We start from the raw sequence: 24,804 nt of genomic DNA on the forward strand, positions 1-24,804 counted from the left end.
CGGCGTGCCCATCCCACTCCAACCGTCGTCCCTGCTGCTGGCGTGCACCGTGCTGGTGACCCTCGGCATGCTGGTGGCCGTGTTCGTCCGCTGTCCGGGGACCGGTATCGGGCTGCTCTCGGCCGCAGAGGCATGGGAAGTCGTCAGCCGTGAATCTCTGCCGATTCTGTCCTCGGGCATCAACGTCAGCCCGCTGGACGTTCTGGTGGTGTGTGCCGTACTGGCCGCCGGCATCACTTTGCTGAAGGGCGGCTCCACGCGCTTCCACCTCGCCCGGCTCGCACTCGGGGCACTGTCCCTGCTGGTTCTGGTATCGCTTGTGTCCGGGGTGGAGCTGTACGGAATCCGATCCGCCGGCAACGACGCACGGGCGTACTTCCTGTACGTGCTCGGCGCAGCCTGCTATGTCGCCGTCGTGTGCCCCGGCCGGGACCTGCTGGCCCCCGTCATGCGAGTGTGGATCACGCTTGCCGGTGGCTACTCCCTGTCTTCGCTCCTGTGGTGGTCCCGGTTCGGTGTCCATGCAGCCTCCTCCGCGGTGGTGCTGGACGGCAAAGTGTTCGACGGACGCCCCGTGCCCTCCGCCGCGGCTCTCGTCGTTGCCCAAGCCGCAGTGATGCTGCTCTGTCTGCGTCAGCGCCGCGGTCCGGCGCTCGCCGTCCCACTGCTGATCGTGGTCGTCCTGCTCCAGCACCGCACCGTGTGGATCGCAACCACCACGATGTTCGCCGGCTGGCTGCTACTACGCCCTGGCCGGGCGGCGAGCAAGGTGGTCACCCTGGGCGCCACGGCACTCGCCGCGACGAGCGCAGCACTCCTGATGCTGCTGCTGCCGGACGACCAGCTGACCGGGAACCTTGCCGAGTCGGCCTCGAACGAGGGCACCCTCGACTGGCGGATCCAAGGGTGGACCCAGCTGCTCGGCCGACTGCGCGGAGCGGGTCACTGGCTGTTCGGTCTGCCCTTCGGTTCCGGCTACGAGCGGTTGTCGTCCGCGGGCGTCGTGGAGGTGTCACCGCACAACTACTACCTCCACCTGCTGCTGCGCGTGGGCCTGGTCGGCCTGATGGCACTGGCGGTGGCCATCGTCGTCTCCCTGCGTGCAGCCGGACGTGACACGTCCGCTGGAGTGCTGTTCTGGCTGCTGGCCGCCGGCGAGGCGTGCTACTGCCTGGCCTACGCCCCAGTGCTCTCGGACGGCCTGCTGCTCGGACTGCTCATCAGACAGGCCTCGCGGACGCCGCAACCAGAGGAAACCGCAGGGCACAAGTACGAAGGCGCGCCTCGCCGGGCTCGGCAGGACCGAGCGGGCTATCAACTGGCGCACCGTCAAATCTGACGTTCTGACAGGAATCGGCTACTTAACTCTTCAAGTCGGATCGGGGTCCGGTCGTGTCATCGAAAACCGCATTGATCACCGGCGTCACCGGCCAGGACGGCTCGTATCTCGCCGAGCTGCTGCTTGCGAAGGGGTACAGCGTCCACGGGCTGATGCGCCGCTCGTCCACCTTCAACACCCAGCGGATCGACCACCTCTATCAAGACCCGCATGATCCGGACGCCCGGCTCTTCCTGCACCATGGCGACCTCTCCGACGGCAGCCGCATCGCCTGCCTGCTGGAGCAGGTGCAACCGGACGAGGTCTATCACCTGGCCGCCCAGTCACACGTCCGGGTCTCCTTCGACGAGCCGGAATTCACCAGCTCCACAACGGGTCTCGGGACCGTCCGCCTCCTGGAGGCGATCCGGATGACCGGACTGCCCTGCCGCTTCTACCAGGCGTCCAGCTCCGAGATGTTCGGCATGAGCCCGCCGCCCCAGTCGGAGACCACGCCGTTCCATCCGCGCTCCCCGTATGCCGTCGCGAAGGTCTACGCATACTGGATCACCCGCAACTACCGTGAGGCGTACGGGATGTTCGCGGTCAACGGGATCCTCTTCAACCACGAGTCACCACGCCGCGGCGAGACCTTCGTGACCCGCAAGATCGCGCGCGCCGCTGCGCGGATTGCCCGGGGCGAGCAGCAGCACCTCTACCTCGGCAATCTCGAAGCCCGCCGCGACTGGGGCTACGCCCCCGAGTACGTCGACGCCATGTGGCGGATGCTCCAGTGCGACCGGCCCGACGATTACGTCGTCGCCACCGGCACGAGCCACAGCGTCCGCGAGTTCCTCGGCTTCTGCTTCGAGCACGTCGGCCTCGACCCGGAACAGCACATCCGATTCGACGAGCGCTATCTGCGCCCCTCCGAGGTGCCCGACCTGATCGGCGACGCCTCGAAAGCCGAACGCGAGCTGGCCTGGCGGCCGACCGTACACGCCCCCGAGCTCGCCCGGATCATGGTCGACGCCGAGCTGGCCGCTCTGTCCGGGCCGGAGGCCCTCAGCGCCCTCGCCCCTTGACTCGCATGGAGCACACCATGTCGCCACCTGTTGTGTTGCACATCAACAACGAACCGGTCCCCATCGGCACGGGCACCCGCTTCTTCCTGCCGTTCCGACGACTTGCCGGGGAAGGCCTGCTCGTCCACCGGCCCGTCGCACCCAGCGCCGTCCGACGGGAACACGGCGTGGAGGCTGCCTTCCGGGCCGTTCGTGCCGTGGTCGGCGACGCACGGCCCGATCTGGTGTTCGTCCAGTCTCCGCATGCCTTTCCCTGGACTGCCGAGGCGGTGGGCGCACTGCTCCGGGACTTCGGCGGTCCACCCGTCGTCTTCTGGGAGGGCGACCTCTGGGGCGGGCGCAAGCGGATGCTTGACAGCAGCCGAGCCTGGCTGGCCCATGCCGATGCCGTCTTCAGCGTCGGCATGGGCCGGCAGGCCGCGCTGCTGCGGGGGCTGACCCGGGCACCTGTGCGGTACGTGCCGCATGCCCTGCCCGTGCGGTTCTGCGCTGACCCGGGAGAGTCCGTACCGCGGCCGGAGACCGCCACGGACGACATCGCCGTGGTAGGCAACTGCCTTGCCCGGTTCGGCCTCATCGGCGGTCTCGACGGCAGTCTGCGGCGGGCGCGCATGGTGCGCGGGCTGCGCCGCATCACCGCTTGCGACCTCGCCGTGTACGGGACCGGCTGGCACGGGAAGGGGGCGCGTGGACCGGTGCCGTACGGGGAACAGGTCAACGTCATGCGCAGGGCCCGCCTGACCGCTGGATGGGACCACTACAACAGCCGTACCGCCTACTTCTCCGACCGGCTGCCCATCGCCCTGTACGCTGGGCGTCCGCACGTGACCTCACGCCAGCCAGGGCTCGACTGGCTGCCGGGTCCCGACCACGGGCTGTACCTGGCGGACACTCCCTCCCAGGCCGTAGCGATTCTCCGCAGACTGCTCCGGCACGGCGACCACGAGGAACTGCACACCGCGGCCGTGCGCGGACACCACTGGACAGCCGCCAACCTGACCGAACTCCACGCACTGCGATACATGCTCAGCGGCCTTCTTCCCGTGCCCGCCCCGCAGGGCGGTCCTTGGCCCGACATCCGCGCCCTCTCCCCGTCCGAACCGGTCCCGGTGTGAGCGGGCTGCGCACCCTCGGGCCACGTCTGGCCGCGCGTCGCCCGCCCAGCTCGCGGGCCGCGTTCACGGCGCTGGCCTGGAACTACTCCTGTGCCATCGCTGCCACCGTCCTCCAGCTCTGCTACACCGCATGCACCGCCCGCCTGGTACTGCCGCACGCCTATGGGACCTACGCCACCTCCTCCACGGCCCTCACGCTCTTCGGGTATTTCGCCGGCGCAGGGCTCGCCACCTATCTCCTGCGTGCCGAACGGCTGACCCGGCAGGCGCTGCGCACCGCGTGGACCGTCTCAGGAGTGAGCGGCACGCTGTGCTGTGTGGCGGTGCAGGTGGCAGCCCCCCTGTGCACCGTCGTCTGGCGGATGCCGGAGGCCGGCTCGATGCTGCGGCTGGCCGGGTTGCAGTTCCTGGTCCAGCCGGCGGCGGCGGTCGCGATCGCGGCGCTGCGCCGCCTGGGCCACAGCCGGTCCTCGGCTCTCATCGAGCTTTTTGCGCAGGTTGTGGGCATGGCCGGCGGGACGCTGCTGCTCGCCGTGGGCTGGAATCCTTATGGCCTGGCGGCTGCTCCGGTCCTGACCGCCGTGTGCACCCTGACGGTGAGCGGCCTGCGCCTGATGGCGTCGACGTTCGAGGCCGGCCCCCCGGTGCCGGCCCGCTCCCTGATCGGGCTGTCCAGCGCGTTCGCCGGTTACGGCCTTCTGCAGTCACTCACCAACAGCACTCCGATGTGGGCGGTGGCCCGCGTCATGGGTCCGGCCGCGGCTGGACAGTTCTCCAGGGCCTCCCTCGCGGTGGGCCTGCCGGTCACCTTGTTCTGCCAGAGCCTGCATCGCGCCGTGGTACCGCCCCTGGCCCGTATCAACGGCGACGGACGGCCGCTCCGTCCTGCTGTCCATGATCTGCTCAGCGCTGCTTCCGCACTGGCGTTCGTGTCGTTCGGTGCGATGGCCGGGGTGGGGCCCGTCGCTCTGCGACTGCTGCTGGGACCCGGCTGGGACGAGGCGAGCAAGCTTGTGCCCGTCCTCGCCGTCGGCGGTGCGTGCTCGGTTCTGTACGCGATCGGCTATGCCGTGGACGAGGTCCGCAAAGTCATCCGTCGACTGCTGTGGCTTCAGCTGACCGTCGGTGCGGTCACTCTGACCGCTGTCGCGGCCTCGGCCGCCGCGGGTGGCCTGCTCCTCATCGCCGTCGCGGCGACCGCCGCTACCGGGTTCGGCCATGTGCTGCAGCTCCTGCGCTGGCACCAGGAACAGCTGTGCCGGCTGCCCTCGTTGGCCCGGATCTATCTCGTGCACGCGGCAGTCGGCACAGCGCTGTACGCCTGCGGCCGAGCAGGGGCATCCTTCGCAGCGGCACCCGGTATCGCCCTGGGATCCGGTCTGCTCGGTATGGCTCCCGTTGCCCTCGTCTGTGTTGCCCTGCGCCGACGGATGCCGCTGTATGCCACGGCCGCGGCTCGCGGTCTCGTCTCCTGAGACAGGAGTCACCGCGCACGGTCGGCGTGATGCTCCAGGTACCACTCATAGGTCTCCTTGACCCCCTCCTCCAGGCCGATCCCGGCCGACCAGCCCAGTGCACGCAGTCGCGAGACATCCAGCAGCTTGCGCGGCGTGCCGTCCGGCCGGGACGTGTCCCAGGCGATCTCCCCCCTGTAGCCGACCGCTTGAGCCACCAACTCGGCGAGGTCGGCCAGGGCGATGTCCTCTCCTGTGCCGACGTTGAGCGGCGCGTCCCCGTCGTAGTGCTCCAGCAGGTGCAGACAGGCCCGGGCGAGATCGTCGACGTGCAGGAACTCCCGGCGCGGGGTGCCGGTACCCCAGTGGGTCAGCCTGCTCGCTCCGCTTCGATGGGCCTCGTGGGTACGGCGGATGAGGGCGGGCAGGACGTGTGAGGTGTACGGGTCGAAGTTGTCCCCCGGCCCGTAGAGGTTGGTCGGCATGGCGCAGATGTAGTGGCGGCCGTACTGGCGGCGCAGCGCCTGGACATGGTGGATACCCGCGATCTTCGCGATGGCGTAGGCGTCGTTGGTGGGTTCCAGCGGGCCGGTGAGCAGCGCGCTCTCTGTGATCGGCTGGGGGGCGTGCTTGGGGTAGATGCAGCTGGAGCCGAGGAACAGCAGCCGCTCGACACCGTGTTCGTGGGCAGCGTCGAGGACGTTGAGCTGGATTCGGAGGTTGTCGGAGAGGAACTCGACCGGCTGGGCCGCGTTGGCGCCGATGCCGCCGACGCGGGCGGCGGCCAGTACCACGACGTCAGGGCCGGTCTCGGCGAAGAACGCACGGACGGCGGCCCGCTCCCGCAGATCGAGTTCGCTGCGGGAGCGTACGACCAGATCGGTGAACCCCTCGGCGCGCAGATGACGGTGGACGGCGGAGCCGACGAGCCCGCGATGGCCCGCGACGAAGATCCGGGCGGTGCGGGGCAGCGGTGTACCGGTCCGTCCTCCGGCTACGCCGTAGGCCGTGCTTCCTGCCTGCTCCATCGTGCCTCCTCGTAGACCCGCCGGATGCGGGTGACCCAGACCTGCTCGCAATAGTGTTCGGCGAAGACCTGACGGCAGTGCGCGCGCAGTGCGGGGAAGTGCTGTCCGGCCCGCGCCAGTGCAGGCCCCAGTGGCTCTTCCCAGCCCACGACGTGCCCTGTGCCTTGCGCCTGCACGATGCGCGGCACCGAGGAACCCTCGAGGGCGAACACCGGCAGCCCGGCGGCGAGCGCCTCCAGGTAGACCAGCGGTACGGCGCCCTCCATGCACCTGCTCGGGAAGACCAGTCCCCGCCACGACGGCAGCCTGCGGCGTAGCCCGGCCCGATCGAACACGCCGAGGAAGCGTACGGACGAGGGCGCGACCGCCCGGCACTCGGACTCCGACTCTCCGCTGCCGATGACGTCGAGGGGCTCGTCCGCAGGCCAGCGGCGCAGGAGTTCGGCGATGCCCTTCTCGGGGCTGAGCCGTCCGACGTAGACCCACGGTCCGCTGCCGTCGCCCTCTCCTGCCACGTCCCGCACGAAGTTGCGGACCAACGCGAGCCGTCGCGGCGGCATCCCGGCCCGTACGTAGATGTCACGGCTCGACTCGGACAGGACGACCACTCGGTCGGCACGGCGCAGCACCGGGTCGCCCGCCGCACCTCTGCGTCCGGCCCAGGCGAGCGGCAGGGTCGCGGCCCGTGAGCCGCGGTAGCAGCCGTACCGCAGCCCGGCCCAGCGGTCTCCGTCCGGGCAGCGGGTGCACTCCGAGCCCTCCCGGTACAGGGTCGCCGCGGCGCACAGCGGCCGGAAGTTGTGCAGGGTGGCCACGAGCGGACCGTCCCACTCCCGGGCCCACGCCCGCCCGAAGTTGGGGAAGAGGTTGTGGACATGGACCACATCGGGGGAGAAGGCGCGCAGCCGTCGCAGTGGTGACCGGCCGTGGCCGCCGGCGACGGTGAGAGCGGAGAACAGTGCGTACGACGGGGCACGTTGCAGCTCGTCCGTACGGGCCGCGATGAGCTCGACCTCGTGCCCGGCCCGGCGCAGCGCATCGGCCTGTTCGGACACCGTCTCGTTCTCACCGCTGGGCGCACCGGAGCCGTAGAAGCTGTGGACGAGCGCGATCCTGAGGGCGGAAGGGCGGGTGTCCCGCGGTGTTCGGGGCGTCACGGGCCGCAAGATATCGAGGCTGGGGCGCACGGGCACGGTGCACTCGCCGACACTTTGCATGCTATGTCCCAAATCATCATAAATCTCAGCTGCGTCGATATAGTCGCCATTTGTTCCAGCCCGTGAATATCGAGGAGGCGATGGCGTGACCGTCGCGGTGGTGACCGGCTCGGCCGGCTTGATCGGTTCGGAGGCCGTACGACGGTTCGCCCGTCTGGGACTGGATGTCGTGGGCATCGACAACGACATGCGGTCCCGGTTCTTCGGACCGGAGGCGTCGACTGCCTGGAACGTCCGCCGCCTGTCCGCCGATCTGGGAGGCGCCTACACGCACCACGACGCGGACGTCCGCGACCGGGACGCGATGGCAGCGCTCTTCCGGCGGTACGGACGCGACGTCGCCGTCGTCATCCACACCGCCGCGCAGCCCTCGCACGACTGGGCAGTGCGCGACCCGTACACGGACTTCGACGTCAACGCGGTCGGCACCCTCAACCTGCTGCAGAACGTCCGTGAGCACTGCATCGACGCGCCGTTCGTCCACTGCTCCACCAACAAGGTCTACGGCGACCGGCCCAACTCTCTCCCGCTCGTCGAGCAGGAGACACGGTGGGAGATCGACCCAGGGCACCCGTACGCCGCCGGTATCCGCGAGGACATGCCGATCGACAACAGCCTGCACTCGGTCTTCGGCGCCTCGAAGCTGGCCGCCGACATCATGGTGCAGGAGTACGGCCGCTACTTCGGCATGAAGACCGCCTGCTTCCGCGGCGGCACTCTGACCGGCCCCGCCCACTCCGCAACCGAACTCCACGGCTTCCTGGGGTATGTGATGCGGTGCGCGATGGAGCGGCGCACGTACAGCCTCTTCGGGTACAAGGGCAAGCAAGTGCGTGATGCGATCCACAGCCATGACGTCGTCGCCGCCTTCGAGGCCTTCTTCCGAAACCCGCGCAGCGGCGAGGTGTACAACCTGGGCGGCGGGCGGCATTCGAACGCCTCCGTTCTGGAAGCGATCGCACTGGCCGAGAAGATCTCCGGCAACGCGATGACCGTCGAGTACACGGAGACGAACCGGATCGGCGACCACATCTGGTGGATCGGCTCCAACGCGCGTTTCGAGGAGCACTATCCGCAGTGGCAGCTGACCTACGACATCCCCTTGATCATGAACGAAATCCATGAGGCCAACGTGGACAGATGGGTACCGGTCCGATGAAGGGCAACGTGCTGGGTGTGCTCGTCGACGCGACGACCTACCAGGAAGCGGCGGACGCGGTGCTCGCCGCGGCGCACGAGGGGCGCCCGTTCGCGCTGACCGCCCTGGCCGTCCATGGCGTGATGACGGGCGTACTGGACAGGGCGCACGGCGCCCGGCTCAACTCCTTCGACCTGGTGACCCCGGATGGCCAGCCCGTGCGCTGGGCGCTGAACCTGCTGCACGGCGCCGGCCTCACCGACCGGGTCTACGGACCGCTGCTGACCCTCCATGTCCTGCGCAGAGCGGCCGACGAAGGACTTCCGGTCTATTTGTACGGCTCGACCGACGCAACGTTGGACCGGCTGGTGTCAAAGTTGCAGGAGATGCTTCCCGCGCTGAAGATCGCCGGGCGGGAGGCCTCCAAGTTCCGCTCCGTACAGGGCGGTGAAGACGCGGAGATCGCCGCCCGGATCACCGGCTCCGGGGCCCGGATCGTTCTTGTCGGGCTGGGCTGCCCGCGCCAAGAGGCCTTCGTACACGCCATGCGCCCGCTGCTGCCCATGCCGCTGCTCGCCGTCGGTGCCGCCTTCGACTACCACGCCGGACAACTGCGCAGGCCGCCCGCATGGATGCAGCGGGCCGGGCTGGAGTGGCTGTGGCGCCTGGGCCTGGAACCGGGCCGGCTGTGGAGGAGGTACCTCATCCTCAACCCGGCCTACGTGGTTCGACTGGCAGCACAGAAAACCCGGCTGTGGGATGCCCCCCCACCGGCCCCCACCACCGAGCGCACGCCCTCATTCCCGGTCTGACCGGCCCGAGTACCCGATCACACGGACTCCCTGCGCTCCTCCCGTGCCGGCTGGGGCAGTCGTGAGCCGGCTGCGACGCTGTGCGCGGGCGTGGCGGGGTGGGGTACGCGCTCGGCGCTCTCGCCGAAGCTCAGGCGGCGGCGGAAGTCCGTGATGGTTTCGCAGAGTCCCTGTTCCACCGGGGTCATGGGCTCCCAGTCCAACAGCCTGCGAGCCGCGGTGATGTCCGGGCGCCGCTTCTCCGGGTCGTCCTCGGGCCGCGGGACGAGCGTGATCTCGGAGGTCGATCTGGTGAGCTTGATGATCCAATGGGCAAGCTCGAGCATGGAGACCTCGTGCGGGTTGCCCAGGTTGACCGGTCCTGCCTGATCGCCGGCCATCATCCGCACCAACCCGTCGACCAAGTCGTCGACGTAGCACAGGGACCGGGTCTGGCCGCCGTCTCCGGCGACCGTGATCGGCTCTTGCTGCAGTGCCTGGCGAATGAAGTTGGGGATGGCTCGCCCGTCATTCAGGCGCATCCGTGGTCCGAAGGTGTTGAAGATGCGCACGATCTTGGCGTCCACACCGCAACTCCTGCGGTACGCCATCGTCAGCGCCTCGGAGAAGCGCTTGGCCTCGTCGTAGACCGAACGCGGGCCCACCGGGTTGACGCGGCCCCAGTAGCTCTCCGGTTGCGGGTGGACCTCCGGGTCTCCGTACGACTCGGAGGTGGAGGCCAGCAGGAAGCGGGCACCCTTGGCGGCAGCCAGGTCCAGCGCGTGCCAGGTGCCGGCCGATCCCACGCGCAGCGTCTCCAGCGGCAGTCTCAGATAGTCCACGGGCGAGGCGGGTGAGGCCAGGTGGAACACGGCGTCCACGGGTCCGGACACGTCCAGGCTCTGAGTGATGTCCCGGTTGTCCAACCGGAACTGCGGATGCCCCATCAGGTGCTCGATGTTGTTCATGCTGGACGTCAGGAAGTTGTCCACGCAGACCACGACGTGGTCCATGGCGAGCAGGCGCTCGCAGAGGTGGGAGCCGATGAATCCGGCTCCACCTGTCACTACTGCACGCATAAAGCGTCCTCTCAGTGGCCCTGACGCAGCCCGGACGGGGCAACTTGAATTGCCGATGGCGGGTTCTCTGTCTGAACCGGCCCCGGGTTCGGTAGAGATCGTGTTTGTATTCGTGTACCAGTTGCGAACCGGCTGCGACGTGAGAAGCGTTGGCGTGGCTCCAGAGTGTTTTCCCTTTCCCTCATTCGGCGCAGAAAGGGGCGTGGAATGACTGTCCACTCCATGGAAACGAACCAACATTGCCCAACTCGGCGCCGGAAACCGCGACGTGCGGACCGGGCTGTCATAAGGGTGGTCGACTTCGTTGGGGCTGCCGTTCTTCTCCTGCTGTTTGCGCCAGTGCTCCTCGTGGCGGCCATCGCGGTGAAGATGGACAGCCCAGGGCCCGTGTTGTTCCGTCAGAGACGCACGGGCTGGTACGGCAGGGAGTTTCACGTACTCAAGCTGCGCACCATGCGGCTCGGGGCCGAGGGGGCGCGGGCGGTGCTGACCGACTGCAATGAAGCCGGCGGGCACCTTTTCAAGATTCGCGAGGACCCTCGCGTCACCGCCGTCGGGCGCCACCTGCGCCGCTACTCCGTGGATGAGCTGCCGCAGCTGGTCAATGTGCTGATGGGGCAGATGTCACTGGTCGGGCCCCGTCCACTCCCGGTCGAGGACTCCGCGTTCACCGGAGTCGCCCGCCGCCGCCTGCTGGTCCGTCCGGGTGTCACCGGACTGTGGCAGGTCAGCGGCCGGTCCAATCTCACATGGGAGGACGCCTTGCGGCTGGACCTGCAATACGTGGACAGCCGGTCGATCGGGCTGGACCTGGCCATTCTCGTCCGGACGCTGCCCGCCGTATTGCGCGGTGACGGTGCCTACTGATTCCCGTGATTCCCGATGCGGCTGTCAACGCCTGACTCGTGACTGACTGCAGCCGCCCCTGCGGCCCTCCGCCAGCAAGAAATGACTCATTCCGCAATGGACTCCGTCCGCAGCTGCCTGCATGGAGAAAACGCATGAGCACCGACACCACACCTGACATGGCCGCGCTCCAACAGGCTGAGCACGCCAGCGGGCACGACTACGCAAAGGGCTCGCCACATCTGTTGCACCACACGATCAGGGACCGCATCGTGCGCCGCATCCACGGGCTGGTCGGCGAGGTCATCGACCGGCAGGGCGCCTGCCGGGTCGTCGAGGTCGGTGCCGGGCACGGCGCGTTCACCGACCATCTGCTGGCAGCCGGCGCCGAGGTGGAGGTCACCGAGATGAGCGCGCCGAGCGCCGAGTTCCTCGCCCACCGCTACCGGCACAGCCCACGGGTACGGGTCGTGCATGACGTGACGGGCGAGGCGGCCCACGACGGCGAGCCGGTGGACGCGGTGGTATGCATCTCGGTCCTCCACCACATCCCCGACTACCTCGACAGCGTTGCCCGGTTGACGGGCCGCATCGCACAGGGCGGGTTCTTCCTCAGCTTCCAGGATCCGCTCTGGTACCCGCGCCGCTCGGTGCTCTCCCTCGGAGCCGATCGGGCCGCCTACTTCTGGTGGCGCGTCGGCCAGGGCGAACTGCGGCGGGGCCTGGCCACCCGTATGCGACGGTTGCGCGGCGTCCATGACCCCTCGAATCCGGCCGACATGGTCGAATACCACGTCGTACGCAAGGGCGTGGACGAGGAGGCCCTGCGCAGGCTGCTGGTGAGGTCCTTCGCGAGCGTGGAGACGGAAGAGTACTGGTCGACCCAGTCCTCCACGCTCCAGGCCATCGGCGAGCGGTACGGTCCCCGCACCAGTTTCGGCATCGTCGCCCGGGACCATGTGCCACCGAGCGCGTCAGCGCGTCCGTGACGTGGGCCGGATGCCCGCCGCCGAGAGCCCGGAGTCCCGGGGCCGGCTCGGCGAGCATCCGGCGCGCTTCCGTTGCCTGGGGAGGACCGCTGTGACCTCACGCCCGCTGTTCGGGGGCGTGGTCCAGGAACGTAGCGCGAGACTCCGTCTGTGTCGGCACCATGGTGAGGTCCGTTCGACCGTCCGGATGCACAGCCACGACGTTGTCGGTCACGCCACAGCGGTGGTCGGGGCTTTCCACGAGACGCAACTCTCCGCGATCCGTGAAGCGGTGCATTCGGTAGCCGTGGGCTGCCAGGAGGTCCCAGGCCGTTCGATCCGGCGCGGCAGCCCCGGGCTTCCGCCACACGAGTTCGAAGATCACGACAGGGCGGTCCCGCGTGAGGATCTGCTCGGCCCCCTGAAGGGCTTGAGCCTCATAGCCCTCGATGTCCATCTTGATGAGGGCGATGCGGCGTCCGGGCGGTGTCACGTCGTCGAGCCGCACCACCTCCACCGGCTGGGTCTCCGGCCTGTTTCCGTTTGCCGCGTGCAGCGAAGCACGTGACCGGTCGTCGTGCATGTGGAGGGTGGCGTGTCCGGCTTGTGCGCCGGCAGCCACAGGGAGGACCTGCACGTTGCGCAGATCGTTCATCCGGATGTTCCGCTGGAGAACGGAACGCGCCTGGGCAAACGGATCCAGTGCCAGCACGAGCCCGCGCGTACCGACCAGCCCGGCGAGAGGCAGCGTGTAGCTGCCGTAATGCGCGCCCACGTCCATGACCACGTCACCAGGGCGGACCCAGCGGTGGAGTTGGGTCACTTCGATTTCGTAGTCGTCGCGCCACACATACGCGATCTTGGCATTGCCGCGCCACTCGGGAGGGCACCAGAATTCCATGCGTGGGCCGGGGAGCGTCACGGTGGCGCCCATGTGCAGGGCGGTGCGCGCCCGCCAAACCGCCAGTCGGGTCAGCATTGTCGCCGTGGAAGTGTGAGGCGCAGGATGATGTAGCGCCCACCGAGCCTTGCCGAGGAAGGTCATGTTTCACCGCTCTGCGTGAGTTGGGCATTGTGGAGGGATGGGAGCCTCTGTCGGGGCTCGTCCGGGGCCGTCTGCAGCCGAAGTGGTGGCAGATGGTCTGTCGACGGGAAGGATGGCGCGATAAAGTTCTTCGGCGATTTCCGCTTTCGCCACCCATGTGTGTTTCCGCGCCCACGCCAGCGCCGCGTGTTCCATGCAGCGGCGTGTTTGTTCATCGCTGAGCACACCACTGAGCGCGGATGCGAGACGCTGTGGCAGATCGGCCGGGTCGCCCAGTGGCACGGATACTGCTCCACCCGGTGCCGAGAAATCACCGATTCCCTGGTGGCCGATATGCACCACGGGTACGCCTCTGGCGCACGCCTCCAGCGATTGCATACTGGAGGAATCCCGGAGGCTGGTCATCAGAAGCGCATCAGCGTCGTCGTAGACAGTGAGAACCTGCTTCCACGGCAATCGGCCACGGAACTCGACGAACTCGTTCACTCCCAGGCGCAGCGCGAGTTGTTCCAGGGTGTGCCGCAGAGGCCCGTCGCCGATCATCACGAGGCGCGCGTCCGGGATTTCCGACCGTAGGTGTGCGAACGTCCGCAGTGCCAGCTCGGGAGCCTTGATCGCGATCAGACCGCCCACCCACAGAACAGTGGGAGGACCGGCCGGCCGGGCGCGCTCACCCTCCGACGGCTTTCGGAGCAAGGACTCCTGGACGCCGTCGGCAAGCACCAGGCGGGTATCGGTGCGGCCCAGACGACGAGCCAGTCGTTCTGTGTCCCGGTTGGTGGCGAGTACGACCGCCGCCTCGCTGACTGTCGTACGGCACAACGGTCGGCGGCTGAGACAGCGAACCCGCAAGGTCCGCACCGCTTCCTGCCAGTACGCGGCGCCCAGGTAGCGCCGGTGACTGTGCGGTGCGGTCTGGCCGCCGCCGACGGGGCCGAACACCAAGGGCGGTCCCAGGCGGTGCAGGGCACAGCCGCCTTGCAGGGATCCGTACGAGACGTGATGCACGAGGTCGGCCGCATCGAGTCCGTGGCTGCGGGCGTAAGCCAAAGCCTGGCGCTGCCAGCCGTCATAGCGCAGGAAATCCGTAGCCATGTCGCTCAGCCAGCCGGGCAGCATTCCAGTCCAGGAAGGAGTGGGTGGGGCCGGGATGGCGTGCAGTTTGATCCGTTCTCCCACATCCTTCATTTCTGCTACTCGCTCTATAATATGCTTTACGTTGTCGGAGTAGGGGTAAGTCAGCAGTTCTACGGTGTGTCCGCGCCTCGCAAGCGTTTCGGCCCAAGCCCATCCCCCGGCTGGTTCACTGCCACAGGTCGGATCGCACGCAAACGCGACCAGTACGATACGCAGTCCGGATGTATTTTCTGTTTCTCCTGCCGCCGAGGAGATATCGAGGGGTCCCGATTTATTCAACCTCTGGTGGTGCATGTGTCCGATAATAAAGTCTGTTCCGGCAGGGGAAATCGGTTGTCGCGGTATTTCGTGGGCCGTTCCCCCGATCGGAACTACTTATCTACTCGGCCACTGCTCAGACACGGCACGGACCCGCAGACTTCACCGTGGCCCGCAGCGGGGTCACCAGGGCCTGCCGCAGAATCGTGGGGGCGCGGTCGGACTGGGGCTCTCGGAGGTGCAGCACCAGCGTGCGGCTGGACTGCCGGGGCAGCTCCAGGTCGAGGGTGTACACCGGATGGCCGCGTTCGGCCCCGGGGATCAGCTCGACCCGGCGGCCGTCCAAGGTGGCCCGTGTCAGGTCCGCCCCCTCACTGGCGTAGTAGGACACCAGCAGCCGGTTGTCGCCCGGGCGGGTGCGGTAGGCCGGGGCGTCCACCCGTTGGGTGACGTAGGAAGGGAGCCCCGAGGCGGGCGCCCTGTTGGTGAGCGTCACGGTCACGGTGACCGACCGGCCGTCGTCCGTGCAGGAACCGGGCGCCCAGACCAGGCTCCGGTCGAGGTAGTAGTCCAGCTTGGTGCCCGCCGCGTTGTTCACCACAAGTCCCGCGAAGGGGCCGCGCGTGTTCGGCAGCGCGCCGCCGAACGGCCGTGACTCCAGCAGCCGTTCCTCGGCCCCGTGCGCGCTCCACACCTGCAGACGGCCCTCCCGCTGCACGTCGTGCACGGCCCGCAGCAGCGCGGGGAGCAGGCCCGGGTCGTCGGCCGCGTGCATCAACCGCTTGGCCGCGGCGCTCGCGGCGTCGGCGAAGAACGCCTTGCGCTCCAGGACGTTCTCGTACGCCGCGTAGCTGGTCCGCTCGGTGAGGTCCACGGCGTTGCCGGCGGTGAGCATGGTGCCGTCGGCCAGCCGGGCGGGCCCGGTGGCGCCCAGCAGCAGGCCGAGCGCACCGGGGTCGATGGCCATCGCGCCGTCCAGGCGCTGCCCGGTGTGCGCCCGCCAGTACGCCGTCCAGAGGCGGGCCGCGGACGGGAAGTGCGGGCTCATGTTGGAGTTCTCCCAGACGCTGCCGGGTTCGCTGTTGCCGTACTGGGCGGCGAACTCGGCTCCGAGGTTCACGTCGGCATGGACACCGCCCATCTCGATGTCGTTGCCGAAGTGCTCGAAGGACAGCCGGCCCCGGTCGGCCCGGATCACGGCGAAGGCTCCGGGGAGGCCGCCGGTGCCCCGGGCTTCGGCCGTGTTCTGGAAGGAGAGGAAGTAGCGCCGGGGCGCGCGCGCTCCGAGCATGGGCGGCACGACACGGGCCGCGACGGCGATGTCCCGCGTCTGCGGGACGAGACGGTCGAGCTGATCCGACAGCTGCGCACGACCGCGGTCCACCGCCGGCAGCCAGGTGGAGCCGTGCAGCGCGCGGATGTCGTCCCGGACCTCGGCCGCGACCCGCGCGGCCCGGCCGAACGCGGGCGCCTGGTCCTCGAGTTGGGCGAGCACACGCGGGATTCCACCCGCGTGAGCGCCGGCCGACAACTGGGGGACGGCCCGCACCAGCGGCGACAGCACCTCGCCGGCCAGCCGGTCCGAGCCGTCCGCGATGCCGCGCACGGTCCGCAGGGGGCCGCCGGCGAACGGCACGTGGGCGGCGAGATACCAGGCCGGTCCCGTGGTGAGCCAGTGCGCCCGGGCGGCGTGCGCGGCTGCGGAACGCAGCAGGCGCTCCTGACCGGACTCCGCCGGGGCACCCGCGGCGGCGGGCGCGGCCGGGCTGGTCGCCGCCGATGCCGCCACCGACTGCCGGAGCGCGCCGAGGTCGTGCTGTGCGGCGAGGAGTTCGGCGCGGGCGAGCCAGCCCGTGCCTCCGATCCAGGCGGCCGCCGCCAGGGGAAGGGTGGCGACGGCCAGCAGCGAGTTCCTGGCCAGAGGGCCGAGGGCGCGCCTGGGGAAGGGCATGCGTACCTTGGGCACCGTCATGAGCTGCGGCGACGGCGCGCGACCAGCATGATGCCGGCGCCCGCTGCGACCAGACCGGCCGCCACACCACCCAGGATCAACTTCGTCCTGTCGTTCTCACCGGTGTTGGCGAGGCGCGGCGAGCCGTGGCCGTGCTCTCCATTCTCCCCGTGCTCCCCGTGCTCCCCGTGCTCCCCGTGCTCCCCGTGCTCTCCATTCTCCTCGTGCTCTCCGTGCTCCCCGTGTTCCCCGTGCTCCTCGTGCTCCGGGTGGTGCGGCTTCGGCGGCTTGGGCGGGTAGGCGGGCTTCGTCGGGTGCGGGTAGGGGTGGGGGTCCTGGGCGTAGGCGGTCCCCGAGCTCGCCAGTGGGGCTGCGGCGAGCGCTGCGGCCGTGGCGGCTGAGGCCAGAACAGACCGCCATCTCGGCGACTTCATCATGGGTTCCACTCTCCTCGACTTGATCAGGGCGGCAGGCCGGGCAGTACCAAGAACTGGATAGTGGAACGAATAGGGAACAAGTGGCATAAATCGCTACGTAGCGGCCACAAGCCACCGGATGGTGTAGCGCGAGACGCCGAAACAGTCCGGTCGGACGGAGCGGCCGGCCGGGTGTTGGGCCAGGATGGGGCCATGAGCGTAGTCAAGATCAACGTACTGACCGTGCCCGCCGAGCAGCGCGAGGTGCTGGAGAAGCGGTTCGCCTCCCGGGCCCACGCCGTGGAGAACTCCGACGGCTTCGAGTGGTTCGAGCTGCTGCGCCCCGTCGAGGGCACGGACACCTACCTTGTGTACACGCGCTGGCGTGACGAGGAGTCGTTCCAGGCCTGGCTGGAGGGGCCGATGAAGGCCGCGCACCAGGGCGGCGGAGAGGGCGGGGAACGCCCGAAGCCCGCGGCCACCGGCTCGACCCTGTGGTCCTTCGAGGTCGTGCAGCAGGCCGGGCCGAAGGGCGCCTAGCCCGCTCGCGCATACGACGGCGCCCCCTGCCTGTGCGGGTCAGGGGGCGCCGTCGGGCTTTTCAGCTGCCGGTTGCTCGGCCGGTTACTTCACCGGCTCCGGCTCCGGCTCGCTCGCGGCCTCCGTCTCGCCCGCCGGGTCGACCGGCGTCTTGACGGACTCCAGGAGGAGCTGGGCGACGTCCACGACCTGGATGGACTCCTTGGCCTTGCCTTCGTTCTTCTTGCCGTTGACCGAGTCGGTCAGCATGACGAGGCAGAACGGGCAGGCGGTGGAGACGATGTCCGGGTTGAGGGACAGGGCCTCGTCCACGCGCTCGTTGTTGATCCGCTTGCCGATGCGCTCTTCCATCCACATGCGGGCGCCGCCGGCGCCGCAGCAGAAGCCGCGTTCCTTGTGGCGGTGCATCTCCTCGTTCCGCAGGCCCGGAACGTTCGCGATGATCTCGCGCGGGGGCGTGTAGATCTTGTTGTGGCGGCCCAGGTAGCAGGGGTCGTGGTAGGTGATGATGCCCTCGACCGGGGTCACCGGGATCAGCTTGCCCTCGTCGACGAGGTGCTGGAGCAGCTGGGTGTGGTGGATGACCTCGTAGTCGCCGCCGAGCTGCGGGTACTCGTTGCCGAGCGTGTTGAGGCAGTGCGGGCAGGTCGCGACGATCTTCTTCGCCGACTTCGGCTTCTTCGTCGACTCGTCCACCTCGCCCTCCTCGTTGAGGGACTCGCCGAAGGCCATGTTCAGCGCGGCGACGTTCTCCATGCCGAGCTCCTGGAACAGGGGCTCGTTGCCCAGGCGGCGGGCGGAGTCGCCGGTGCACTTCTCGTCGCCGCCCATGATCGCGAACTTGACGCCCGCGATGTGGAGGAGTTCGGCGAAGGCCTTGGTGGTCTTCTTCGCGCGGTCCTCCAGGGCGCCGGCGCAGCCGACCCAGTACAGGTAGTCGACCTCGGAGAGGTCCTCGATGTCGCGGCCGACGACCGGGATGTCGAAGTCGACTTCCTTGGTCCACTCGAGGCGCTGCTTCTTGGCCAGGCCCCAGGGGTTGCCCTTCTTCTCCAGGTTCTTGAGCATCGTGCCCGCCTCGGACGGGAACGCGGACTCGATCATGACCTGGTAGCGGCGCATGTCGACGATGTGGTCGATGTGCTCGATGTCGACGGGGCACTGCTCGACGCAGGCGCCGCAGGTGGTGCAGGACCACAGGACGTCCGGGTCGATGACGCCGTTCTCCTCGGCGGTGCCGATCAGCGGGCGCTCGGCCTCGGCGAGAGCGGACGCGGGAACGTCCTTCAGCTGCTCCTCGGAGGCCTTCTCCTCGCCCTCCATGGTCTTGCCGCCGCCGGCCAGCAGGTAGGGCGCCTTGGCGTGGGCGTTGTCCCGGAGGGACATGATCAGGAGCTTGGGGGACAGCGGCTTGCCGGTGTTCCAGGCCGGGCACTGGGACTGGCAGCGTCCGCACTCGGTGCAGGTGGAGAAGTCCAGCAGGCCCTTCCAGGAGAACTGCTCGACCTGGGAGACACCGAAGACGTCGTCCTCACCCGGGTCGGCGAAGTCGATCGCCTTGCCGCCCGAGGTCATCGGCTGCAGCGCACCCAGCGCGGTGGAACCGTCCGCGTTCCGCTTGAACCAGATGTTCGGGAAGCCCAGGAACCGGTGCCACGCCACACCCATGTCGGTCTTCAGCGAGACCACGATCATCCAGGTGAAGGACGTCGCGATCTTGAGCCCCGCGAAGAAGTAGCTCAGCTGCTGCAGGGTGGAGGCGTCCATCCCCCGGAACCAGGCGACCAGCGGGTACGTCAGGAAGTACGAGGCCTGGTAGCTGTCCACGTGGTGCTGGGCGCCCTCCAGGGCGTGCAGCGTCACGATGCAGGTGCCGACGATGGTGATGACGGTCTCGACGAAGTAGGCCTGGCCGGTGTTGGAGCCCGCGAACCGGGACTTGCGCAGCGCCCGGCCCGGCCTCGACAGCTGGCGGATCACGACCAGCGTCAGGATGCCGACCGTGGTCATCACGCTGAGGAACTCGACGAACATGTTGTACGGCGTCCACTCACCGATGATCGGCAGCAGCCAGTCGCTCTTGAAGAGCTGGCCGAACGCGTTGACGATCGTCAGCAGCAGCGTGTAGAAGCCGATCGCGACGAACCAGTGGGCGAAACCGATGACACCCCAGCGGTTCATCCGGGTGTGGCCCAGGAACTCCCGCACCAGGGTCACACTGCGCTGATACGGGTTGTCGGTCCGGGATCCGGCCGGCACGGGCTGGCCGAGTCGCATGAACTTGTAGATCTGGAGGGTGGCGCGGCAGAACAGCGCCACGCCGACCACCGTCAGCGTCACCGACACGATGATCGCGGCAAGTTGCATGGGCGCTCCTGGGGCGGGGCCTAGATATTACTAAGCGGTAACTTACTCAGTCCGTACGAGATTACCTCTATCTTCCATCGGGGTGCAGTGCGGTGCGGCGTGATCTGGGTCGCTGAGAGCCCCTGAAGGCGGGGGTGGCTCGCGGTCCGGACACGGTCGACAGGCAATCGGATCGTGTTATTCGTACCGAATTGCTACATTCACCCCTACCTTAGAGCCCGTGCTCTACGGGATCGCCGCCGCCATCGCAGCCCTCGTCCTCACCGCCGTGCTCGCGGCGCTGCTCCGCCTGCCTGCCCTGCGTGCGGGCATCGTCGACCGGCGGCGGCAGCGGCCCCTGCCCGTGCTCGGTGGGCCCGCCGTCGTGGCCGTCACCTGTCTGATCGCCTGGACGGGGGAGTGGACGCGGGTCGCCCCGCTCGGTGAGGGGGTCGGGCGGCTGCTCGTCGCCGCCGCCGGGGTCGCCGCGCTGGGCCTGGTCGCCGACGTGTGGCGGCTGCGGGCGCGGGTGCTCGTCGCCGGTACGGCCGTCGCGGCGGCCTGCGTGGTGCCGTACGACGAGACGGGTCTTGCGGGCGGGATCCTGGCCGTCGGCTGGATCGTCTTCGCCGCCCTCGCCTTCAAGGGGCTCGACCATGCCGACGGGCTGGCCGGGACCGTCGGGGTGGTCACCGCCTTCGGCGCGGGCGCCTGTGCCGCCGCCGAGATGATGGACGGGCTCGCCGTGCTGCTCAGCGTGTTCGCCGCCGCCCTCACCGGCTTCCTGATGCACAACTGGCATCCCGCGCGGATGGGGCTCGGGGTGTGCGGCTCGCTGTTCGCGGGGTTCCTGCTGTCCTCTTCCGTCGTCTTCACCCGCGCGGGGTACGGGCTCGGGCCGAGCGCCGGGGTGCTGTTCTGCCTCGGGGCCGTCGCCGCCGCCGACGCCCTGCTGGTGATGCTCGCGCGGCTGCTGGGCCGGCGCCCGCTGCTGCGGCGCGGGCCCGACCATCTCGCGCACCGGCTGCGGCGGCTCGGGCTGACCCCGCAGGGGGCGGTCGTGCTCGTGGGGGCCGGCACCTTCTCCTCGGTGCTCGTGGGGGTGCTCGTGCACGCCGGGTGGACGGGGGAGGCGGCCGCGCTGTGGGTGGCGGGAGGAGCGGTTGTCGCCGTACTCGTACTCCTTCGGATCCCTCTCCGTATGTCACGGCGGGTTGCGAATACGCAGGTCACAGGGCAGTTGCGTGTAAGGAACGGATAAGAGTTGAGCCTGGCTGACTCAGGTCTGTTGACCCGGCGGACCTGCTCGTGCACACTTGAGCCTGTTCCACTCAAGTCAGCTGGAGGAATCAACCATGGCACGTGCGGTCGGCATCGACCTGGGCACGACTAACTCCGTCGTCAGCGTTCTGGAAGGCGGCGAGCCCACCGTCATCACCAACGCCGAGGGCGCCAGGACCACGCCGTCCGTCGTCGCCTTCGCGAAGAACGGTGAGGTGCTCGTCGGCGAGGTCGCCAAGCGCCAGGCGGTCACGAACGTGGACCGGACCATCCGCTCGGTGAAGCGCCACATGGGCACCGACTGGAAGATCGAGCTCGACGGCAAGGTCTTCAACCCGCAGCAGATGTCCGCGTTCATCCTTCAGAAGCTGAAGCGCGACGCCGAGGCCTACCTGGGCGAGAAGGTCACGGACGCGGTCATCACCGTCCCGGCCTACTTCAACGACTCCGAGCGCCAGGCCACCAAGGAGGCCGGCGAGATCGCGGGCCTGAACGTCCTGCGCATCGTCAACGAGCCGACCGCCGCCGCGCTGGCCTACGGCCTCGACAAGGACGACCAGACGATCCTCGTCTTCGACCTCGGTGGCGGCACCTTCGACGTCTCGCTGCTGGAGATCGGCGACGGCGTCGTCGAGGTGAAGGCCACCAACGGTGACAACCACCTCGGTGGTGACGACTGGGACCAGCGTGTCGTCGACTACCTGGTCAAGCAGTTCCAGTCCGGCCACGGTGTGGACCTGTCCAAGGACAAGATGGCCCTCCAGCGCCTGCGTGAGGCCGCCGAGAAGGCCAAGATCGAGCTGTCCTCCTCCACCGAGACCTCGATCAACCTGCCGTACATCACCGCGTCCGCCGAGGGCCCGCTGCACCTGGACGAGAAGCTCACCCGGGCTCAGTTCCAGCAGCTGACGGCCGACCTGCTGGAGCGCTGCAAGACGCCGTTCCACAACGTCATCAAGGACGCCGGTATCTCCATCAACGAGATCGACCACGTCGTCCTCGTCGGTGGCTCCACCCGTATGCCCGCCGTCGCCGAGCTCGTCAAGGAGCTGACCGGCGGCAACGAGGCCAACAAGGGTGTGAACCCGGACGAGGTCGTCGCCATCGGCGCCGCGCTCCAGGCCGGTGTCCTCAAGGGTGAGGTCAAGGACGTCCTGCTCCTCGACGTGACCCCGCTGTCCCTCGGTATCGAGACCAAGGGCGGCATCATGACCAAGCTGATCGAGCGCAACACCACGATCCCGACGAAGCGCTCCGAGATCTTCACGACGGCCGAGGACAACCAGCCGTCCGTGCAGATCCAGGTCTACCAGGGCGAGCGCGAGATCGCGGCCTACAACAAGAAGCTCGGCATGTTCGAGCTGACCGGTCTGCCGCCGGCGCCGCGTGGCGTCCCGCAGATCGAGGTCGCCTTCGACATCGACGCCAACGGCATCATGCACGTCACGGCCAAGGACCTCGGCACGGGCAAGGAGCAGAAGATGACCGTCACCGGCGGCTCCTCGCTGCCGAAGGACGAGGTCGACCGGATGCGCCAGGAGGCCGAGAAGTACGCGGAGGAGGACCACGCCCGCCGCGAGGCCGCCGAGACCCGCAACCAGGGCGAGCAGCTCGTCTACCAGACCGAGAAGTTCCTCAAGGACAACGAGGACAAGGTCCCCGGCGAGGTCAAGACCGAGGTCGAGGCCGCCGTCGAGGAGCTGAAGACCGCGCTCAAGGGCGAGGACAGCGCCGCGATCCGTACGGCCACCGAGAAGGTCGCCGCCGTTTCGCAGAAGGTGGGCCAGGCCATGTACGCCGACGCCCAGGGCGCCCAGGCCGCCGGTGGCCCGGAAGGCGCCACCCAGGGCGGCAAGGCCGCTGACGACGATGTCGTCGACGCCGAAATCGTCGACGACGAGCGCAAGGACGGTGCCGCGTGACGGAGGAGACCCCGGGCTTCGAGGAGAAGTCCGACGTCCCCTCCGGCGCGACCCCTGACGACGCCGAGCCGAAGGCCGCCCCCGATGAGGGGGCGGCCCCGGCCGGGGACGGAGCAGCAGACGCGGGCCTGGTGGCCCAGCTGGACCAGGTGCGTACGGCGCTCGGCGAGCGCACGACGGACCTCCAGCGCCTCCAGGCCGAGTACCAGAACTACCGCCGCCGGGTGGAGCGGGACCGGGTAGCCGTCCGGGAGATCGCCATCGCGAACCTCCTGACCGAGCTGCTGCCCGTGCTCGACGACATCGGGCGGGCACGGGAACACGGCGAACTGGTCGGCGGGTTCAAGTCCGTCGCCGAGTCGCTGGAGACCGTCGCGGCCAAGCTGGGCCTCCAGCAGTTCGGCAAGGAGGGCGAGCCCTTCGACCCGACGATCCACGAGGCCCTGATGCACAGCTACGCGCCGGACGTCACCGAGACGACCTGCGTGGCGATCCTGCAGCCCGGGTATCGCATCGGCGAGCGCACCATCCGCCCCGCGCGGGTGGCCGTGGCCGAACCGCAGCCCGGCGCGCAGGCCGGCAAGGGCGAGGGCGCCGAGGAGAACGCGGCGGCCGACGACAAGGAGAGCGGTGGCCCGGACGAGGGCTGACGTACGGACCGAGGCGAACCACGGAAAGGGGGAACGTCGGGGATGAGCACCAAGGACTTCATCGAGAAGGACTTCTACAAGGTCCTCGGCGTCCCCAAGGACGCCACCGAGGCCGAGATCAAGAAGGCGTACCGGAAGCTCGCCCGCGAGTTCCACCCGGACGCCAACAAGGGCAACGCCAAGGCCGAGGAGCGCTTCAAGGAGATCTCCGAGGCGAACGACGTCCTCGGCGACCCGAAGAAGCGCAAGGAGTACGACGAGGCACGCGCCCTGTTCGGCAACGGCGGCTTCCGCCCCGGGCCGGGCGCCGGCGGCTCCTTCAACTTCGACCTCGGCGACCTCTTCGGAGGCGGCGGGGGCGGGGGCGCCCAGGGCGGCGGCTTCGGCGGCGGAATCGGTGACGTCTTCGGGGGACTGTTCAACCGGGGCGGTGCCACCGGCACCCGTACCCAGCCGCGGCGCGGCCAGGACATCGAGTCCGAGGTCACGCTGAGCTTCACGGAGGCCATCGAGGGCGCCACGGTGCCTCTCAGGATGTCCTCCCAGGCCCCGTGCAAGGCCTGTTCCGGCACCGGCGACAAGAACGGCACACCGCGCGTGTGCCCGACCTGCGTCGGCACCGGGCAGGTCGCCCGGGGCTCGGGCGGCGGTTTCTCGCTCACCGACCCCTGCCCCGACTGCAAGGGCCGCGGTCTGATGGCCGAGCACCCCTGCCTGGAGTGCAAGGGCAGCGGGCGCGCCAAGTCGTCGCGGACCATGCAGGTCCGCATCCCTGCCGGGGTGACCGACGGCCAGCGCATCCGGCTGCGCGGCAAGGGCGCGCCCGGCGAGCGGGGCGGCCCGGCGGGCGACCTGTACGTGGTCGTCCACGTCGGCGCGCACCCGGTGTTCGGCCGCAAGGAGGACAACCTCACCGTCACCGTCCCGGTGACGTTCGACGAGGCTGCCCTCGGCGGCGAGGTGCGGGTGCCGACCCTCGGCGGCCCCGCCGTCACTCTGAAGCTTCCTCCTGGCACGCCCAACGGCCGCACCATGCGGGCGCGGGGCAAGGGCGCGGTCCGCAAGGACGGCACCCGCGGCGACCTTCTGGTCACCGTCGAGGTGAGTGTCCCCAAGGACCTGTCGGGGAAGGCTCGTGATGCGCTGGAGGCGTATCGCGAGGCGACCGCGGGTGAGGACCCGCGTGCGGAGCTGTTCGAGGCCGCGAAGGGAGACTGAG

At 69.0% G+C, this 24,804-nt stretch carries 20 protein-coding genes and 1 pseudogene; 13 read left to right on the plus strand and 8 right to left on the minus strand.

The window, feature by feature from the left end:
- The first annotated feature begins 4 nt into the window (after positions 1-4).
- Genes ACWD3E_RS11895 through ACWD3E_RS11910 form a run of 4 tightly spaced genes read left to right on the plus strand, consistent with a single transcriptional unit; the run spans position 5 to position 4,993 of the window.
- The gene (locus ACWD3E_RS11895; RefSeq protein WP_451387397.1) at positions 5-1,339 is read left to right on the plus strand and encodes an O-antigen ligase family protein; all 1,335 of its coding nucleotides are present in this window, start codon (positions 5-7) and stop codon (positions 1,337-1,339) included.
- 53 nt (positions 1,340-1,392) lie between these two features.
- The gene (gene gmd, locus ACWD3E_RS11900) at positions 1,393-2,403 is read left to right on the plus strand and encodes a GDP-mannose 4,6-dehydratase (protein ID WP_451387398.1); all 1,011 of its coding nucleotides are present in this window, start codon (positions 1,393-1,395) and stop codon (positions 2,401-2,403) included.
- A gap of 17 nt (positions 2,404-2,420) precedes the next feature.
- A complete protein-coding gene (locus tag ACWD3E_RS11905) occupies positions 2,421-3,518 on the plus strand; it encodes a glycosyltransferase family protein (protein ID WP_451387399.1) in 1,098 nt (365 codons plus the stop codon).
- Entirely contained in the window at positions 3,515-4,993 is a 1,479-nt protein-coding gene (locus tag ACWD3E_RS11910) for an oligosaccharide flippase family protein (RefSeq protein WP_451387400.1), read from the plus strand. The genes ACWD3E_RS11905 and ACWD3E_RS11910 overlap by 4 nt, the downstream gene beginning before the upstream one ends.
- Positions 4,994-5,001: 8 nt before the next feature.
- Here ACWD3E_RS11910 and ACWD3E_RS11915 read toward each other — a convergent pair whose 3' ends face one another.
- Both ACWD3E_RS11915 and ACWD3E_RS11920 read right to left on the minus strand, forming a co-directional pair.
- Positions 5,002-6,000, minus strand: a complete 999-nt coding sequence (locus ACWD3E_RS11915) for a GDP-L-fucose synthase family protein (protein WP_451387401.1) — start codon at positions 5,998-6,000, stop codon at positions 5,002-5,004.
- Entirely contained in the window at positions 5,967-7,157 is a 1,191-nt protein-coding gene (locus ACWD3E_RS11920) for a glycosyltransferase family 4 protein (RefSeq protein ID WP_451387402.1), read from the minus strand. Before ACWD3E_RS11920 ends, ACWD3E_RS11915 begins: the two co-directional genes overlap by 34 nt.
- Positions 7,158-7,302: 145 nt before the next feature.
- Between ACWD3E_RS11920 and ACWD3E_RS11925 the strand changes: the two genes are divergently transcribed.
- Positions 7,303-8,376, plus strand: a complete 1,074-nt coding sequence (locus ACWD3E_RS11925; RefSeq protein WP_451387403.1) for an NAD-dependent epimerase/dehydratase family protein — start codon at positions 7,303-7,305, stop codon at positions 8,374-8,376.
- Positions 8,358-9,167: a WecB/TagA/CpsF family glycosyltransferase gene (locus ACWD3E_RS11930; protein ID WP_451387404.1), complete on the plus strand. Its 810-nt coding sequence runs from the start codon at positions 8,358-8,360 to the stop codon at positions 9,165-9,167. Before ACWD3E_RS11925 ends, ACWD3E_RS11930 begins: the two co-directional genes overlap by 19 nt.
- A 17-nt stretch (positions 9,168-9,184) precedes the next feature.
- Here the strand turns inward: ACWD3E_RS11930 and ACWD3E_RS11935 are convergent, their stop codons facing one another.
- Positions 9,185-10,225, minus strand: a complete 1,041-nt coding sequence (locus ACWD3E_RS11935; protein ID WP_451387405.1) for a UDP-glucuronic acid decarboxylase family protein — start codon at positions 10,223-10,225, stop codon at positions 9,185-9,187.
- Positions 10,226-10,501: 276 nt separating this feature from the next.
- Between ACWD3E_RS11935 and ACWD3E_RS11940 the strand changes: the two are divergent.
- Positions 10,502-11,092 (plus strand): annotated as a pseudogene (locus ACWD3E_RS11940) (sugar transferase); the annotation flags it as partial.
- 134 nt (positions 11,093-11,226) lie between these two features.
- Positions 11,227-12,060 carry a class I SAM-dependent methyltransferase gene (locus ACWD3E_RS11945; protein WP_451387406.1) on the plus strand — a complete coding sequence of 278 codons (834 nt, stop codon included), beginning with the start codon at positions 11,227-11,229 and terminating at the stop codon, positions 12,058-12,060.
- A 97-nt stretch (positions 12,061-12,157) separates the two neighbouring features.
- Here the strand turns inward: ACWD3E_RS11945 and ACWD3E_RS11950 are convergent, their stop codons facing one another.
- The 4 genes from ACWD3E_RS11950 to ACWD3E_RS11965 all read right to left on the minus strand — a co-directional run bounded on the left by ACWD3E_RS11950 (position 12,158) and on the right by ACWD3E_RS11965 (position 16,867).
- Positions 12,158-13,018 (minus strand): FkbM family methyltransferase, encoded by an 861-nt coding sequence (locus ACWD3E_RS11950; RefSeq protein ID WP_451387407.1) that lies wholly within the window; start codon positions 13,016-13,018, stop codon positions 12,158-12,160.
- A gap of 69 nt (positions 13,019-13,087) precedes the next feature.
- Complete coding sequence (locus ACWD3E_RS11955; protein ID WP_451387408.1) at positions 13,088-14,515, minus strand: glycosyltransferase; 1,428 nt, start codon at positions 14,513-14,515, stop codon at positions 13,088-13,090.
- A gap of 100 nt (positions 14,516-14,615) precedes the next feature.
- Positions 14,616-16,430, minus strand: coding sequence for a DUF4012 domain-containing protein (locus ACWD3E_RS11960; protein WP_451387409.1), 1,815 nt, complete (start codon positions 16,428-16,430; stop codon positions 14,616-14,618).
- A gap of 17 nt (positions 16,431-16,447) precedes the next feature.
- Positions 16,448-16,867: an LPXTG cell wall anchor domain-containing protein gene (locus ACWD3E_RS11965; protein ID WP_451387410.1), complete on the minus strand. Its 420-nt coding sequence runs from the start codon at positions 16,865-16,867 to the stop codon at positions 16,448-16,450.
- Positions 16,868-17,059: 192 nt separating this feature from the next.
- Between ACWD3E_RS11965 and ACWD3E_RS11970 the strand changes: the two genes are divergently transcribed.
- On the plus strand, positions 17,060-17,386 hold the full coding sequence (locus ACWD3E_RS11970) for an antibiotic biosynthesis monooxygenase family protein (RefSeq protein WP_451354987.1): 327 nt from the start codon (positions 17,060-17,062) through the stop codon (positions 17,384-17,386).
- 84 nt (positions 17,387-17,470) lie between these two features.
- Here ACWD3E_RS11970 and ACWD3E_RS11975 read toward each other — a convergent pair whose 3' ends face one another.
- Positions 17,471-19,753, minus strand: coding sequence for a (Fe-S)-binding protein (locus ACWD3E_RS11975; protein ID WP_451387411.1), 2,283 nt, complete (start codon positions 19,751-19,753; stop codon positions 17,471-17,473).
- 220 nt (positions 19,754-19,973) lie between these two features.
- Between ACWD3E_RS11975 and ACWD3E_RS11980 the strand changes: the two genes are divergently transcribed.
- The 4 genes from ACWD3E_RS11980 (at position 19,974) to dnaJ (ending at position 24,803) form a co-directional block, all read left to right on the plus strand.
- Positions 19,974-20,993 (plus strand): undecaprenyl/decaprenyl-phosphate alpha-N-acetylglucosaminyl 1-phosphate transferase, encoded by a 1,020-nt coding sequence (locus ACWD3E_RS11980; RefSeq protein WP_451387412.1) that lies wholly within the window; start codon positions 19,974-19,976, stop codon positions 20,991-20,993.
- Positions 20,994-21,087: 94 nt separating this feature from the next.
- Entirely contained in the window at positions 21,088-22,935 is a 1,848-nt protein-coding gene (dnaK, locus tag ACWD3E_RS11985) for a molecular chaperone DnaK (RefSeq protein WP_451387413.1), read from the plus strand.
- A complete protein-coding gene (gene grpE, locus ACWD3E_RS11990; protein WP_451387414.1) occupies positions 22,932-23,585 on the plus strand; it encodes a nucleotide exchange factor GrpE in 654 nt (217 codons plus the stop codon). Before dnaK ends, grpE begins: the two co-directional genes overlap by 4 nt.
- A 42-nt stretch (positions 23,586-23,627) precedes the next feature.
- Positions 23,628-24,803, plus strand: coding sequence for a molecular chaperone DnaJ (dnaJ, locus tag ACWD3E_RS11995; RefSeq protein ID WP_451387415.1), 1,176 nt, complete (start codon positions 23,628-23,630; stop codon positions 24,801-24,803).
- Position 24,804 lies beyond the last annotated feature (1 nt).

This window comes from Streptomyces sp. NPDC002676 (assembly GCF_053592455.1).